The following is a 12728-nucleotide window of genomic DNA, read 5'->3' as shown; positions in this document are numbered from 1 at the left end:
CCGCCAAGCGCGTTCGCATCATCGCCCCGCAGTGGGTCACCTGCCGCTTCGAGCGCGGCGTTCTCCTCATCGCTGAAGATGCGGCTGCGCACGATGAAGCGTACGCCCTCGGGCGCCTCCAGGCTCATGCCCGAGCCGCGTCCGGGGACCACATCGATGGTGACCTGGGTGTGGCGCCAGTACTCGAACTGCGCCGCTCCGATCCATACACGGGTGTTGCCGATGAGCGAGCCGAGCAGCACGTCCTGCGCACCGACGCGGAACTCGCCCTCGGTGAAGCACATCGGCGCGGAACCGTCGCAGCAGCCGCCCGACTGGTGGAACATCAGCGGGCCGTGGATGGCGCGCAGGCGCTCGATCCATTCCTCCGCCGCCGGAGTGGCGAGGATGCGGGCCGGGAGATTGGCAGGCAGGCTCATGACGCCGAAAAGCGGCGGATGGCTTGAATGCCATCCGCCGTTTCGAGGTATCCGGCGCCGTTATGGTGGCGGGACGCCGGGTTGAGAGCTCTTGGCGAACCCGCCACGATCAGAAGAAGCCGAGCTTCTTCGGGCTGTAGCTGACGAGCAGGTTCTTGGTCTGCTGGTAGTGATCGAGCATCATCTTGTGGTTCTCACGACCGATCCCCGACTGCTTGTAGCCGCCGAACGCCGCGTGAGCGGGATAGGCGTGGTAGCAGTTGGTCCACACGCGCCCGGCCTGAATGCCGCGGCCGATGCGGTAGGCTCGGGTTCCGTCGCGCGTCCACACCCCGGCGCCGAGGCCGTAGAGCGTGTCGTTGGCGATCTCCAGCGCCTCCTCGTCGGTCGAGAACTTGGTCACGGCAAGCACCGGGCCGAAGATCTCTTCCTGGAACACGCGCATCTTGTTGTGGCCCTCCAGCACGGTCGGCTTCACGTAGTAGCCCTGCGCCAGTTCGCCGTCATGCGTGGCGCGCTCGCCGCCGGTCAGCACCTTGGCGCCTTCATCCTTGCCGATCTGGATATAGCTGAGGATCTTCTCCAACTGGTCGTTCGATGCCTGCGCACCGATCATCGTCGCGGCGTCCAGCGGGCTGCCCAGCTTGATCGCCTCGACCCGCGCGATCGCCTTCTCGATGAAGGCATCATAGATCGATTCGTGGACCAGCGCACGGCTCGGGCAGGTGCAGACCTCGCCCTGGTTGAGCGCGAACATGGTGAAGCCTTCGAGCGCCTTGTCGAGGAAGTCGTCGTCGTGGTCCATCACGTCGGCGAAGAAGATGTTGGGGCTCTTGCCGCCCAGTTCCAGCGTGCAGGGGATCAGGTTTTCCGACGCATACTGCATGATGAGGCGGCCGGTCGTCGTCTCGCCGGTGAAGGCGATCTTGGCGATGCGCTTGTTCTGCGCCAGCGGCTTGCCCGCCTCGATGCCGAAGCCGTTGACGATGTTGAGCACGCCGGGCGGCAGCAGATCGGCGATCACTTCGGCCAGCACCAGGATCGACATCGGGGTCTGCTCGGCGGGCTTCAGGACCACGCAGTTGCCCGCTGCCAGCGCCGGGGCCAGCTTCCACGCGGCCATCAGGATCGGGAAGTTCCACGGGATGATCTGGCCGACGACGCCCAGCGGTTCGTGGAAGTGATAGGCGATGGTGTCGTGGTCGATCTCGGCGATCGAGCCTTCCTGTGCGCGCAGGCACGAGGCGAAGTAGCGGAAGTGGTCGATCGCCAGCGGGATGTCGGCGGCGGTCGTCTCGCGGATGGGCTTGCCGTTGTCGATCGTCTCGGCCAGCGCCAGCTTGTCGAGGTTGGCTTCGAGGCGGTCGGCGACCTTGAGCAGCGTGTTCGCGCGCTCGGTCGGCGAGGCCTTGCCCCAGGCGTCCTTGGCGGCGTGCGCGGCGTCGAGCGCCAGTTCGATGTCCTCGGCCGTGCCGCGCGCCACCTGGCACACGACCTGCCCGGTCACCGGCGAGATATTGTCGAAGTACTGCCCCTTGACCGGGGCCACCCACTTGCCGCCGATGAAGTTGTCGAACTTCTCGCGGATGAGCGACTCGCCCGCGAATTTGCCAATCGCCTGTTCCAGCATCCCAAATCTCCGAACCTGACCCCCGTGGGGTTTCGACAGGCAATGTGAGCCGATGGGCGCGGCAGGCCAATTGTACCTTGGGACGATGCCCTTCGACAGGATCTGGGTGTGCGGTGGGGGCTTCGACAGGCTCAGCCTGAGCGGGATTTAAAGACCGGCTCTTAAAACCGCTCGGGTTGAGCCTGTCGAAGCCCCCTCGCGCAAGACGCAACCTCTGGATAACCCCCCGTCCCGCTTGCACCCCGCCCCCCGCTTTGGCACTAGCCCGGACGTGAGCGCGAACATCGTCATCGGCACCGCCCAGCGCGGGGAGCCGGTAGAGATCGACATCAAGGAACTCTTGGCGACCCGCCTGCTGGTGCAGGGCAATTCCGGGTCCGGCAAGTCGCACCTGCTGCGCCGCATCCTCGAAGAGAGCGCCGGGATCGTCCAGCAGGTGGTGATAGACCCCGAGGGCGACTTCGTCAGCCTTGCCGAGCAGTTCGGCCACGTCGTCATCGACGGCTCCGCCTATGGCGAGGCCGAGATCGCCCGCCTCGGCGCGCGCATCCGCCAGCACCGCGCCTCGGTGGTCCTCGCGCTCGACGAGCTGGAGATCGACCAGCAGATGAAGTGCGCCGCGCAGTTCCTCAACGCCCTGTTCGATGCCCCGCGCGAGCAGTGGTATCCCGCGCTCGTGGTGGTGGACGAGGCGCAGATGTTCGCCCCCGCCGCTGCCGGCGAGGTCTCCGAGGAAGCCCGCCGCGTCAGCCTCGCGGCGATGACCAATCTGATGTGCCGCGGCCGCAAGCGCGGTCTGGCGGGCGTGATCGCCACCCAGCGCCTTGCCAAGCTGGCCAAGAACGTCGCGGCCGAGGCCAGCAACTTCCTGATGGGCCGCACTTTCCTCGACATCGACATGATCCGCGCCGCCGACCTGCTCGGCATGGAGCGGCGGCAGGCCGAGACGATCCGCGACCTCGCGCGCGGGCAGTTCCTGGGCCTTGGCCCTGCGATCGCCCGGCGGCCGGTGTCGGTCAGCGTCGGCACGGTGCAGACCGGCGCGAAGTCGGTGACGCCGGGCCTCGCCCCGCTGCCCACCGCGACGACCGAGGAACTGCGCGAACTGCTGCACGACAATCTCCACGTCGAGCCGGATCGCCCCGAATTCCACCGCCCCGCCCCGCGCGTCGACGATGCCGAGACGCTGGCCCGCCGCATCGCCGCGACCGAACTGCTCGAACCCACCACCGCGCAGGCCCGCGAACGCGAGCGTGAAAGGGAGCGCAACGAGCCCGGCGCCGAGGAAACCCGCGCGGCGATGATCGAGATCATGAACGTGATGGCCGAGGAGCCAGACTGCACGTTCCAGTCCGCGACCACGCTGTTCCAGGACTTCACCATCCGCTGCCGGATGAAGGGCATCTCGGTGCGCGGCCTCGACGCGACGATGTTCCGCCGGGGCTTCGCCGCCGCGCTCGCAGGGATCGAGAACCCCGACGACGCGCGCTGGGAAGACCTCATCAACTTGTCGAAGCACGTGCCCGACGATGCGCTGGCGACGTTCTATGTGATCGCCCGCGCCGCGATCGACGGCAAGCCGTGCCCGGACGACATGGACCTCGCGCGGATCTACGGCACCAGTTCGCCCCGCCGCGTGCAGCGTCTGCTCGACTATCTGGAGAAGGACGGCCTGATCGTGGTGCGCACCGATTTCTCGGGCAAGCGCTCGGTCGGCCTGCCGGATCTCGGCGTGACAACCGCGCCGGTCGAGGCGTAAGGTCGGGCCATCATGGCCGAGATCATCAACCTGCGCATGGCCCGCAAGGCCAAAACCCGCGCCGCCGACAAGGCCGAGGCGGCGGCAAACCGCGCCCAGCATGGTCGCACCAAGGCCGAGAAATCCGCCTCGCAGGCTGAGATCGCACGGATCGATCGCACCCTCGACGGGGCCAAACGGGAAGACTGATGCGCACCACGTATGACGACGCCAGCGTGCGCCTCTACCATCTCGACGGCGGGGCCGAGGGCGGCGCGGCGAACACGCTGTTCTACGGCCCGCTGTCCGAGGCCATGCGCATAGCCTCGCTACAGAGCGAGGACGTGCAGGATGGCCTGTTTCTCGCCACCGACAACGATGTGGTGGCTTACGTGGACCTGCTGGAAAGCTGAATTCGGCTGCGGGGACTTCGACCCTTCGACAAGCTCAGGGTGAGCGGGGTTGGAGTAGGCCTCCCAATGGCAGGAGTAGTGCAAACCTCTCAATTCCGCTCAGGCTGAGCCTGTCGAAGCCCCCTCGATATCAGAACTTCGCCTGCACGCCCGCCGCGACATAGTGATCGCCGACGTTCACCTTGCCCGAGAGGAACGGCGCCAATGGCATCGCGGCGGTGCCGTAGGCGCGCAGGTCGTTACCGATGAAACGCGCACCAAGACCAAGAGTGAACGACATCGGCAGCGTGTAAGTCGCCTCCACCTTGCCGAAGATCTTGGTGCCCGAATTATCGCAATGACCGTCGCCGACCTGCTCGTCGTTGGAGCGGCGGAAGCACTGCGAGTTGTCCTCGTAGTACCCGTCATGGTCGCGCTTGTGGAAGAACGCGCCGACGGCCGGGGTGATCGCGAAACCACCGTCCTGGATCACCGGCACGCCGACGGCGAGTTCGCCGCCCCAGCTGCCTTCGGAGCGGGCGACATTGGCCTCGGCGGTGACGGTCGCCGCATTGGCGGAACTTGCGGCAAAAGCGCAGATGCCCGCGAGGGCGATCAGGCGGATCTTCATGGGCGGGGGACTCCCTGTAGCCTTGGAAACAATGCCAATCGGCTAGATTCCACGCATCTTGCGGACAAGAGGCCCGGATTCGCCCTGCCCCGTTAAGGACTCGACCCGTCCGTTTTCACGCCTGGAACAGAACTTCGGTTCCCGAATGGACCATCTGCGCGAGACGCGCCGCGTCCCAGTTGGTCAGGCGCACGCAGCCATGGCTTTCGGTGCGGCCGATCTTCGCGGGCTCGGGCGTGCCGTGGATGCCGTAGTGGTCCTTGGACAAATCGATCCATACCACGCCGACCGGGCCATTGGGGCCGGGGGCGAGGCGCTTTGCGGTATCGTTCTTGTTGGCGTCCCAGAACAGGTCCGGATCGTACTGGTAATCCGGATTGCGCGAGGTGCCCTTGATCTCCCACTTGCCGAGCGGGAGCGGATCATGGCCGCTGCCCGTGGTGACGGGGAATTGCGCGATGAGTTTACCTTGCTTGTCAAAGGCCTGCAGCGTGCCCTCGGACTTGTCGACGACGATCTTCTCGGCTGTCGGCTGATCGCCCGCGACGCCGAGGCGCTGCAGCGTGTCGGACCAGCCGCGCTCGTCACCCTCTATCTTCGCGACGGGCACATTGGCGATCGCGGGAACGCGCACCGTGGTGCCTGAACCGACTTTCGTGCCGTGGCCGTTGAGCGCCACCAGCGTATCGGGGGTGGTATGGAAACGCTCGGCCAGCGCCTCCGTCAGCGAGCGGTAGCCAAGATGGTCGAAACCGGCCTGCTGGGAAGTCTTGGTCGGCAGGTTGCGCGTGAAAGGCCCACGCGCGAAAGCATCGGGGATCACCACCAGCCGCGTCGCCGCCATGTTCTGTGCGGGGAACAGGGCCTGCTGGGTTGCCGGATCGAGCTGTCCGCTACGGGGAAGTCCGCGCGCTTCCTGGAAGCCGCCGAGCGCCAGCTTGTAGGACTGCCCATCCTTCCCGTCGATCACGCCGGGCGAGAACCCAGCACGGTCGAGCGCCACTTGCGCCCGCATCAGCAGGCTGTCGGCCGCCTCGGTCTCGCCGCCGCCGGGGGCATCGGCGAAAGCCAGAGTGTCGGAACTCTTCGCGGGAGCCTTCGCCTGTTCCGTCTGCGGCCCGCAGGAGGCCAGCAGCACGAAACACGAAAGGCTGAGGGGAACGAGACGTTTCAAGCATCACCCAAAGTTATGGTTCTGTTGCCTTGAAAACGCCCCGAAACCGGGAAAGCTCCGCAAACGAAAAGGGCGGCCCCGCAGGACCGCCCTTTTCCGCTTGAAGTTCGGCGTGGCCGAACTTGCGGCACCGGCCCACTCCCCCACCCGGCCTCCCACTAGTGTACCCTCGATGGGAGGCCGGGTGGGGGAGTGGGCCGGTGCCGCGAAAATGCGCCTCAGCGCATTTTCACAGGACTAGCTATCAGCCTTCGCTGACGGTCGCCTTGACGATCTTGCCCGGCTCGCGCGGCGGCTCGCCCTTGGGGAGCGCGTCGACGTGCTCCATGCCTTCGACGACCTGACCCCAGACGGTGTACTGCTTGTCGAGGAAGGTCGCGTTGTCGAACACGATGAAGAACTGGCTGTTGGCCGAGTGCGGCGCGCTGGTGCGGGCCATCGAGCACACGCCGCGCACGTGCGGCTCGGCGTTGAATTCGGCCTTCAGGTCGGGCTTGGACGAACCGCCCATGCCAGTGCCGTTGGGGCAGCCGCCCTGCGCCATGAAGCCCGGGATCACGCGGTGGAACTTCACGCCATCGTAGAAGCCTTCGCCGGCCAGTTCCTTGATCCGCTCGACGTGGCCGGGGGCCAGGTCGGGGCGCAGCTTGATCTTGACGTCGCCGCCTTCGCCGTTGCCGGTGTCGAGCGAGAGTGTGAGGAATTCGTCAGCCATTGCCTGTCTCCATGAGGCCGGGCGCGATCGCGCCGGTAAACTTTGGCGCCCGATATAGGCGATGGCGCGGCAATGTCACGAGGGGGCGTGAACCGGCACCATGCCGAAGGGACTTCGACAGGCTCAGCCTGAGCGGGTTTGGGAGGTTTACACCACCTCCGCTCACCCTGAGCTTGTCGAAGGGTCACGGCTGAGCCTGTCGAAGCCCCCCGCAGTCCCGAGTGGCCATGGCAAAGCCCTGTTGCAATTGCGAGATAGCTGCGTAGACCGGCCCGCATGAGCGACGCGGACCTCAAGCACGACCCGATGGACCACACGGAAGACACCGTGCGTCAGGACGCGCCCGAATCCGAATCGCTGGACGAGGACAACCGCCTCAAGCCCGAATTCGTCCGCAGCGTCAAAGACGCGCTTGACGATGAAGACACCGATCGCGTCTACGACCTCGTCGAAGGGCTCCACCCCGCCGACATCGCCGACTTGTTCGAGCTGTTCGACGAACGCGAGCGCCTGACGCTGGCCGGCGCGATCCGCGACCTGATGGGCTCGGAAGTCATCGCCGAGCTGAACGACTGGGTCCGCGAGGCGCTGATGGAAGCGCTTCCGGCCGACGTCGTCGCCGAGATCGCCGAACAACTCGACACCGACGACGCCGTCGCGATGCTGGAGGATCTCGACGAGGCCGACCAACAGGCCGTCCTTGCCGAGATGGAGCCGGAAGACCGCGCCGCCATCGAGTCGGCGCTGTCCTACCCCGAGGAATCCGCCGGCCGTCTGATGAGCCGCGAACTCGTCGCGGTGCACGAATCGATGACGGTGGGCGATCTCATCGATTTCCTGCGCGAACATCGCGAATTGCCGACCGAGTTCTGGGAAGTGTTCATCGTCGATCCGATGCACCGCCCGATCGGCACCTGCTCGCTTTCTTGGATCCTTCGCACGCCGCGCAACATTCCTCTCTACGACGTCATGGCGCGCGACCAGACGCTGATCCCGGCCGACATGGATCAGGAAGAAGTCGCACTGCGCTTCCAGAAGTACGCGCTGATCTCGGCGGCGGTGGTGGACCCTGCGGGCCGCCTGATCGGCCAGATCACCGTCGACGACATCGTCCACATCATTCAGGAGGAAGCGGGCGAGGACGCCCTGCTGCTGTCCGGTGCAGGCGACGGCGACATCAACGAGCCGATTCTGCTGACCGTGCGCGCCCGCCTGACCTGGCTGGTGGTGAATCTGGCCACGGCGATGCTGGCGGCCTCGGTCGTCGGGCTGTTCCAGGGGGCGATCGCGAAGTTCGCGCTGCTGGCAGTGCTGATGCCGATCGTATCAGGCATGGGCGGCAATGCGGGCACGCAGACGCTCGCCGTGGCGGTGCGCGCCATCGCGACGAACCAGCTGACCGATTCCAACACCGTCAGGATGATCCTGCGCGAATTCCGCATCGCGCTGGCCAACGGCTTCGCGCTGGGCCTGCTGATCGGCGTGGGGACGTGGCTGATCTTCTCCAACCCGCTGCTGGGCGCCGTGATTGCCTCGGCGATGGTCATCAACAACCTGGTCGCAGGGCTGATGGGTATTCTGGTGCCGGTGACGCTGGACAAGTTCAACGTCGATCCGGCGGTATCCTCGGCCGTGTTCGTGACGACCGCGACCGACACGATGGGCTTCTTCTCGTTCCTCGGCCTCGCGGTGGTGGTGGGGCTGGCCTGACGCCAGCGCTTTTCGGCTGGGGCTTCGACAAGCTCAGCCTGAGCGGTATTTAAAGACCTGCTCTCAACCCGCTCAGGCTGAGCTTGTCGAAGCCCCATCGGGAGGGCGCATGCAATGGCGATCTTTCATGCCCGACCGTAAGTGACTATCTCTCACCCATGCCGCTCAACATGACCAAGATCGCCTTCTCCGCCGAAAGCCCTGCCTCCTTGCGCGCATGGCTGGAAAGCCACCCGGATGAGGCACTGATGACCACCCGCTATCTCCCCAAGCGGCACGAGGAGATGATCGGCGGCTCTCTTTACTGGATATTCGAGCATACGCTGATCGGCCGCTCGCCGATCATGCGGTTCTCGCAGCGCGAGGACGGCCGCTGGCACATCCACCTCGAACCGCGGCTGATCCCCGTGGTCACTCAGCCCAAGCGTGCGCATCAGGGCTGGCGCTATCTATCCGAGGAAGCCGCCCCGCGCGACCTGGCCGAAGGCGAGACGGCGAGCGACACCATGCCGCCCAAGCTGGCACGCGAACTGGCGAAGCTGGGGCTGGTCTAGGTTCTGAATCGGGCGATCGCGGCCATCGCCTCGTCGAAACTGCGGTCCATCGCCGTCATCACCAGAGCCACGTCACCGCCCGTCAGCGCCCGGTTTCCGCGCGCTAGAACACCCATGATCCCCCGGCCACGATAGCGTGAGGGATCGCGCAAGTGCAGCATGATCATCTTCTGCCGTTTGTGCCGCCAGACCGTGACATCAACGATTTCGCGCCACGGGATCGTTCGGTCGGACCAGCGGGTCCAGCGGATGCCCTGCGCGTCGATTCGCATTTCTTCGTTACCTGCGATCAGCCGCCGGATACCGCTGAGCCCGGCCAGCCCGAAGAACACGATCCCGAGCCAGCCGATGATGCGCGTCACCTCAGGCGAATGGCGCCCGAAAGAAGGCGGCGGACCGAATGCGCCCACCATCCAAAGCGCAATGGCGACGAAAGCAAACGCTCCAAGCACAAGCAGAACCACACGGCCCGGCGCGGGGTGTGCAACGAAAGCCCCGGTCATCCGCGCTCCACCCACCACTTGAGCAGCACATGCGCCACCGCGTGCTTGGGCGGCGCCCCGAAGGCGCGGCCCATCTCCCCCAAGGCGACAGCTTCGAGCGCATCGACGCATTCCTCGCGGGTGAACCAGCGCACGTCCTCCAGTTCGGTCTCGTCGATGACGATGGCCGGGTCGTCGGCGAAGGCGTGGCAGCCGATCATCAGCGAGGACGGGAACGGCCAGGGCTGGCTGGCAACATACTCGACATTGCGCACCCGCACGCCCGCTTCCTCGAAGACTTCGCGCGCGACCGCTTCCTCGATGGTCTCGCCCGGCTCCACGAAGCCCGCCAGCGCCGAGTAACGATGCGCCGGAAAACGCGGCTGGCGGCCGAGCAGCAGCTTGCCGTCATGCTCGACGGTCATGATCGTGACCGGATCGACGCGCGGGAAATGCTCGGCCCCGCAACCGGTGCAGGAGCGCTGCCACCCCCCCTTCGCGAGCACCGTGGCCGCACCGCAGACCGCGCAGAAGCGGTGCCGCGAATGCCAGCCGACCAGCGCCCGCGCCCCACCGTAAGCCGCGAGTTCGCCCGGTTCCAGCGCGTTCATCGCGTTCCAGCTCGGCGCTCCGGCGGCGGGAATGCCCGGCAGCACTTGCGCGAAACAGCCGCGCCCGCCTTCGAGGCCAAGGAAAAGCAATTCCGCATCGCATTCCGCGTCGGCGAGGCTGCCCCAGACGAGGCCGCCCTCCGCCGTCATCACCGGGTCGAGTCCGTCGAGCTTCAGCAGCCGCGCGCTCGGCCCCATCAGCGCGGCGATGGCGTCCGGGTCGCCGCGCACGTGGTCGGCGCGGTCGATCGGCGATCCACCGAAGGCGATGGGGGCAGCGGGAGTGGTCAGCAGCACGTCAATGTTTCTCCAGGATCGCGAGCACGTCGGCTTTCAGGGCCTTCTGGAACTGGGGCAAGAGGTCGAGAGCGTTGGGCGGCATGAACTGCACGAATATCTGCGAGCGCAGGCCGTGGACCATGTCGACCATGCCCACCGTCCCCGCCGCGCCCGACCAGCCGTAGAGCCCGCTCTCCGCCCCCTGCCCGACGCGCCCTCCAGCGCCGAAGCCGCTGGGACCGCCGAACATCTCGGGCACGAGGACGCCGGGCGGGAGCAGGTTGGAGGTGCCCATCCGCACCGCGCTCTCGGACAGCACGCGCACACCGTCGATCATGCCCATCTGCGCCAGCATCCGCAGGAACCGGTCGTAGTCGCGCGGAGTGCTGACGAGACCCGCTCCGCCGAAGGGGAAGGCCGGCTTGTCGAGGTAGATCGAGGTCTCCCCTTCGTCGATCGGCGCCAGCACGCCGCCGACGGCCGCGTAATTGGTGGTGAGGCGATGGGCGTCGGCGGCCGAGACCCGGAAACCCGTGCTGGTCATGCTGGCGGGGCCGAAGATCGTGTCCTGAAGGTAGGCGTCGAACGGCTTGCCCGACACCACCTCGATCACCCGGCCCATCAGGTCGAGACCCATCGAATAGCTCCAGCGCGTGCCGGGATCGGCGACCAGCGGCACTTGCGCCAGCCCTCGCGCGAACAGGTCCAGTCCCTTGACCGGCTCTCCCCGAAACAGACCGGGCAGCTTCATCCGGCTGATCTGCCCGGCGACGAGGCCCTTGTCCTCCATCAGCGCCTTGATCGGCCCCTGTTGGATGATCGTGTAGCCGATCCCGGAGCTATGCGTGACCAGATGCCGCATCGTGATCGGCCGGGGCGCGGCGTGCAGCGCGGTGATCGAGCCGTCGTACTCGTCCTGCACCATCATGTGCGCATATTCCGGCAGCACGTCCGCCACGGGCTGATCGAGGCCGATCCTGCCCTGCGCCACCAGTTCCATCGCCGCCATCCCGGTGATCGGCTTTGTCATCGAATAGATGCGGAACAGGCTGTCAGCGGTCACCGGATCGGCGTCGTTGAAGCCTTCCGAGCCACGCGCGACATATTCCGGCTCGCGCCCCGGCAGGCCCAGCGAGGCGACCATGCCGGGGAACCTGCCCGGCCCCACCCAGCGCTCGACGACCGCGCGGACCTGCGGGATCAACTCCGGCTGCTGCGCCGCGCGCGCCAGTCTCGGCAGCATCGCCCCGAGCCCCGCAGCCGCCCCCATGCCCAGCAGCATGCGACGGTCCAGCGCGGCTTCGAGGCGATCGATCATGCGTCTTCCTTCTCGGCAAGAGCGAGCCGCGCGGCCTTGGCGAAGAGCGTGGGCAGCCCCGCCTCGTCGAGCCGATCAAGCGGCCACCATTCTCCATCTTCCAGCCCCTCGAACCCGTCACCAAGGTAAACCGCCAGGTTCAGTTCCAGCGCAAAGTGCGTGAAGACGTGGCCGACCTTGCCCGCGCTCTCCCATGGCCCGGTAAGCGGTCCCTCGCCCGAGCCGTCGATACGCGCCGCCCAGCCATCGTCGGGCAGCGCCCGCATGCCGCCGAGCATGCCGCTGCCGGGACGGCGAACCAGCCAGACTTCCGCTTCGTCCCGCTCGATCCAGAAGGCGCGGCCCTGGCGCACGGCCTTGGCCTTCTTTGCCGCCTTTACCGGCAGCCTTGCGGGATCGCCCATGCGCCGTGCCTCGCAAGGCCCCGAAATCGGGCAGAGCAGGCAGCGCGGACTGCGCGAGGTACAGACGGTGGCGCCAAGGTCCATCATCGCCTGCGCAAAGTCGCCCGCGCGGCGCTGCGGCGTGATGGTGTCGGCCTTTGCGCGGATAGCGGGCCGTGAACCCGGCAGAGGCTCCTCGATCGCGAAGAGCCGCGAGACGACCCGCTCGACATTGGCATCGACGACCACCGCGCGCCGCCCGAAGGCGATCGCGGCGACGGCAGCGGCGGTATAAGCTCCCAGTCCCGGCAGAGCGCGCAAGCCTTCCTCGGTATCCGGAAACTGCCCGAGCCGCGCCACTTCACGCGCGCAGGCCAGCAGGTTTCGGGCGCGGGCATAGTAGCCGAGGCCCGCCCATGCTGCCATGACCTCCTCGTCCGCAGCCGCCGCGAGCGCCTGCACGGTCGGCCAGCGCATAGTGAAGGCGGCAAAGTAGTCCTTCACCGCCGCAACCGTCGTCTGCTGGAGCATCACTTCCGACAGCCAGACCCGGTACGGATCGGGCGCAGGCGTGCCCGGAGCTGCGCGCCACGGCAGGTCGCGGGCATGGGCGTCGTACCAGTCGAGCAGCAGCGCCGCGATTGCAGTATCCGAACTGGCATCCATGCCGCCGCTATGGCATTGGATCGCGG

General features: G+C 66.8%; 14 protein-coding genes. 5 read left to right on the top strand and 9 right to left on the bottom strand.

Annotated elements, in window-relative coordinates:
- Positions 1–419 (bottom strand): DUF779 domain-containing protein (locus LH128_RS17575; RefSeq protein ID WP_008831016.1); only part of this gene is annotated, 419 nt, incomplete at its 3' end.
- Positions 420–528: 109 nt separating this feature from the next.
- Positions 529–2049, bottom strand: a complete 1521-nt coding sequence (gene adh, locus LH128_RS17570) for an aldehyde dehydrogenase (protein ID WP_008831015.1) — start codon at positions 2047–2049, stop codon at positions 529–531.
- A gap of 271 nt (positions 2050–2320) precedes the next feature.
- Here adh and LH128_RS17565 point away from each other — a divergent pair, with 271 nt between their 5' ends.
- The 3 genes from LH128_RS17565 to LH128_RS17560 are packed head-to-tail and all read left to right on the top strand — an operon-like array spanning position 2321 to position 4200.
- Entirely contained in the window at positions 2321–3808 is a 1488-nt protein-coding gene (locus LH128_RS17565) for an ATP-binding protein (protein WP_008831014.1), read from the top strand.
- Positions 3809–3820: 12 nt separating this feature from the next.
- Entirely contained in the window at positions 3821–3997 is a 177-nt protein-coding gene (locus LH128_RS32295; RefSeq protein ID WP_008831013.1) for a DUF4169 family protein, read from the top strand.
- A complete protein-coding gene (locus tag LH128_RS17560; protein WP_008831012.1) occupies positions 3997–4200 on the top strand; it encodes a hypothetical protein in 204 nt (67 codons plus the stop codon). Before LH128_RS32295 ends, LH128_RS17560 begins: the two co-directional genes overlap by 1 nt.
- A gap of 130 nt (positions 4201–4330) precedes the next feature.
- On the opposite strand, the gene LH128_RS17555 is transcribed toward LH128_RS17560, so the two are convergent.
- From LH128_RS17555 to LH128_RS17545, 3 genes are all read right to left on the bottom strand, one after another.
- The gene (locus LH128_RS17555) at positions 4331–4810 is read right to left on the bottom strand and encodes a hypothetical protein (protein ID WP_008831011.1); all 480 of its coding nucleotides are present in this window, start codon (positions 4808–4810) and stop codon (positions 4331–4333) included.
- 115 nt (positions 4811–4925) lie between these two features.
- Positions 4926–5948 (bottom strand): L,D-transpeptidase family protein, encoded by a 1023-nt coding sequence (locus tag LH128_RS17550; protein ID WP_008831010.1) that lies wholly within the window; start codon positions 5946–5948, stop codon positions 4926–4928.
- Positions 5949–6228: 280 nt separating this feature from the next.
- Complete coding sequence (locus LH128_RS17545) at positions 6229–6699, bottom strand: peptidylprolyl isomerase (RefSeq protein WP_008831009.1); 471 nt, start codon at positions 6697–6699, stop codon at positions 6229–6231.
- Positions 6700–7005: 306 nt separating this feature from the next.
- On the opposite strand from LH128_RS17545, the gene mgtE reads away from it, so the two are divergent.
- Both mgtE and LH128_RS17535 read left to right on the top strand, forming a co-directional pair.
- Positions 7006–8409, top strand: coding sequence for a magnesium transporter (gene mgtE, locus LH128_RS17540; protein ID WP_231958240.1), 1404 nt, complete (start codon positions 7006–7008; stop codon positions 8407–8409).
- 158 nt (positions 8410–8567) lie between these two features.
- Positions 8568–8963, top strand: coding sequence for a DUF1489 family protein (locus LH128_RS17535; protein ID WP_008831007.1), 396 nt, complete (start codon positions 8568–8570; stop codon positions 8961–8963).
- On the opposite strand, the gene LH128_RS17530 is transcribed toward LH128_RS17535, so the two are convergent.
- From LH128_RS17530 to LH128_RS17515, 4 genes are read right to left on the bottom strand one after another with little or no spacing between them, the layout of a single operon-like run.
- The gene (locus tag LH128_RS17530) at positions 8960–9466 is read right to left on the bottom strand and encodes an STM3941 family protein (RefSeq protein ID WP_008831006.1); all 507 of its coding nucleotides are present in this window, start codon (positions 9464–9466) and stop codon (positions 8960–8962) included. The genes LH128_RS17535 and LH128_RS17530 overlap by 4 nt on opposite strands.
- The gene (gene nudC / locus LH128_RS17525) at positions 9463–10353 is read right to left on the bottom strand and encodes an NAD(+) diphosphatase (protein WP_008831005.1); all 891 of its coding nucleotides are present in this window, start codon (positions 10351–10353) and stop codon (positions 9463–9465) included. The genes LH128_RS17530 and nudC overlap by 4 nt, the downstream gene beginning before the upstream one ends.
- A gap of 1 nt (position 10354) precedes the next feature.
- Positions 10355–11653, bottom strand: a complete 1299-nt coding sequence (locus tag LH128_RS17520; RefSeq protein ID WP_008831004.1) for a serine hydrolase domain-containing protein — start codon at positions 11651–11653, stop codon at positions 10355–10357.
- Complete coding sequence (locus LH128_RS17515) at positions 11650–12702, bottom strand: A/G-specific adenine glycosylase (RefSeq protein ID WP_036525930.1); 1053 nt, start codon at positions 12700–12702, stop codon at positions 11650–11652. The genes LH128_RS17520 and LH128_RS17515 overlap by 4 nt, the downstream gene beginning before the upstream one ends.
- Between the last annotated feature and the right edge of the window lie 26 nt (positions 12703–12728).

Origin of the sequence: Sphingomonas sp. LH128, from assembly GCF_000293195.2 — a bacterium.
Lineage (GTDB): Bacteria > Pseudomonadota > Alphaproteobacteria > Sphingomonadales > Sphingomonadaceae > Novosphingobium > Novosphingobium resinovorum_A.
The sequence above is the reverse complement of the archived record's forward strand: the minus strand, read 5'-3'. Positions and strand labels throughout refer to the sequence as shown.

What these genes read in the sequence shown, in the direction of transcription:
- LH128_RS17535 (WP_008831007.1), top strand. Translation starts at nt 8,568, where the DNA reads ATGCCGCTCAACATGACCAAGATCGCCTTCTCCGCCGAAAGCCCTGCC.
- LH128_RS17545 (WP_008831009.1), bottom strand. Translation starts at nt 6,699, where the DNA reads ATGGCTGACGAATTCCTCACACTCTCGCTCGACACCGGCAACGGCGAA.
- adh (WP_008831015.1), bottom strand. Translation starts at nt 2,049, where the DNA reads ATGCTGGAACAGGCGATTGGCAAATTCGCGGGCGAGTCGCTCATCCGC.
- LH128_RS17560 (WP_008831012.1), top strand. Translation starts at nt 3,997, where the DNA reads ATGCGCACCACGTATGACGACGCCAGCGTGCGCCTCTACCATCTCGAC.
- LH128_RS17530 (WP_008831006.1), bottom strand. Translation starts at nt 9,466, where the DNA reads ATGACCGGGGCTTTCGTTGCACACCCCGCGCCGGGCCGTGTGGTTCTG.
- LH128_RS32295 (WP_008831013.1), top strand. Translation starts at nt 3,821, where the DNA reads ATGGCCGAGATCATCAACCTGCGCATGGCCCGCAAGGCCAAAACCCGC.
- mgtE (WP_231958240.1), top strand. Translation starts at nt 7,006, where the DNA reads ATGGACCACACGGAAGACACCGTGCGTCAGGACGCGCCCGAATCCGAA.
- LH128_RS17520 (WP_008831004.1), bottom strand. Translation starts at nt 11,653, where the DNA reads ATGATCGATCGCCTCGAAGCCGCGCTGGACCGTCGCATGCTGCTGGGC.
- LH128_RS17515 (WP_036525930.1), bottom strand. Translation starts at nt 12,702, where the DNA reads ATGGATGCCAGTTCGGATACTGCAATCGCGGCGCTGCTGCTCGACTGG.
- LH128_RS17555 (WP_008831011.1), bottom strand. Translation starts at nt 4,810, where the DNA reads ATGAAGATCCGCCTGATCGCCCTCGCGGGCATCTGCGCTTTTGCCGCA.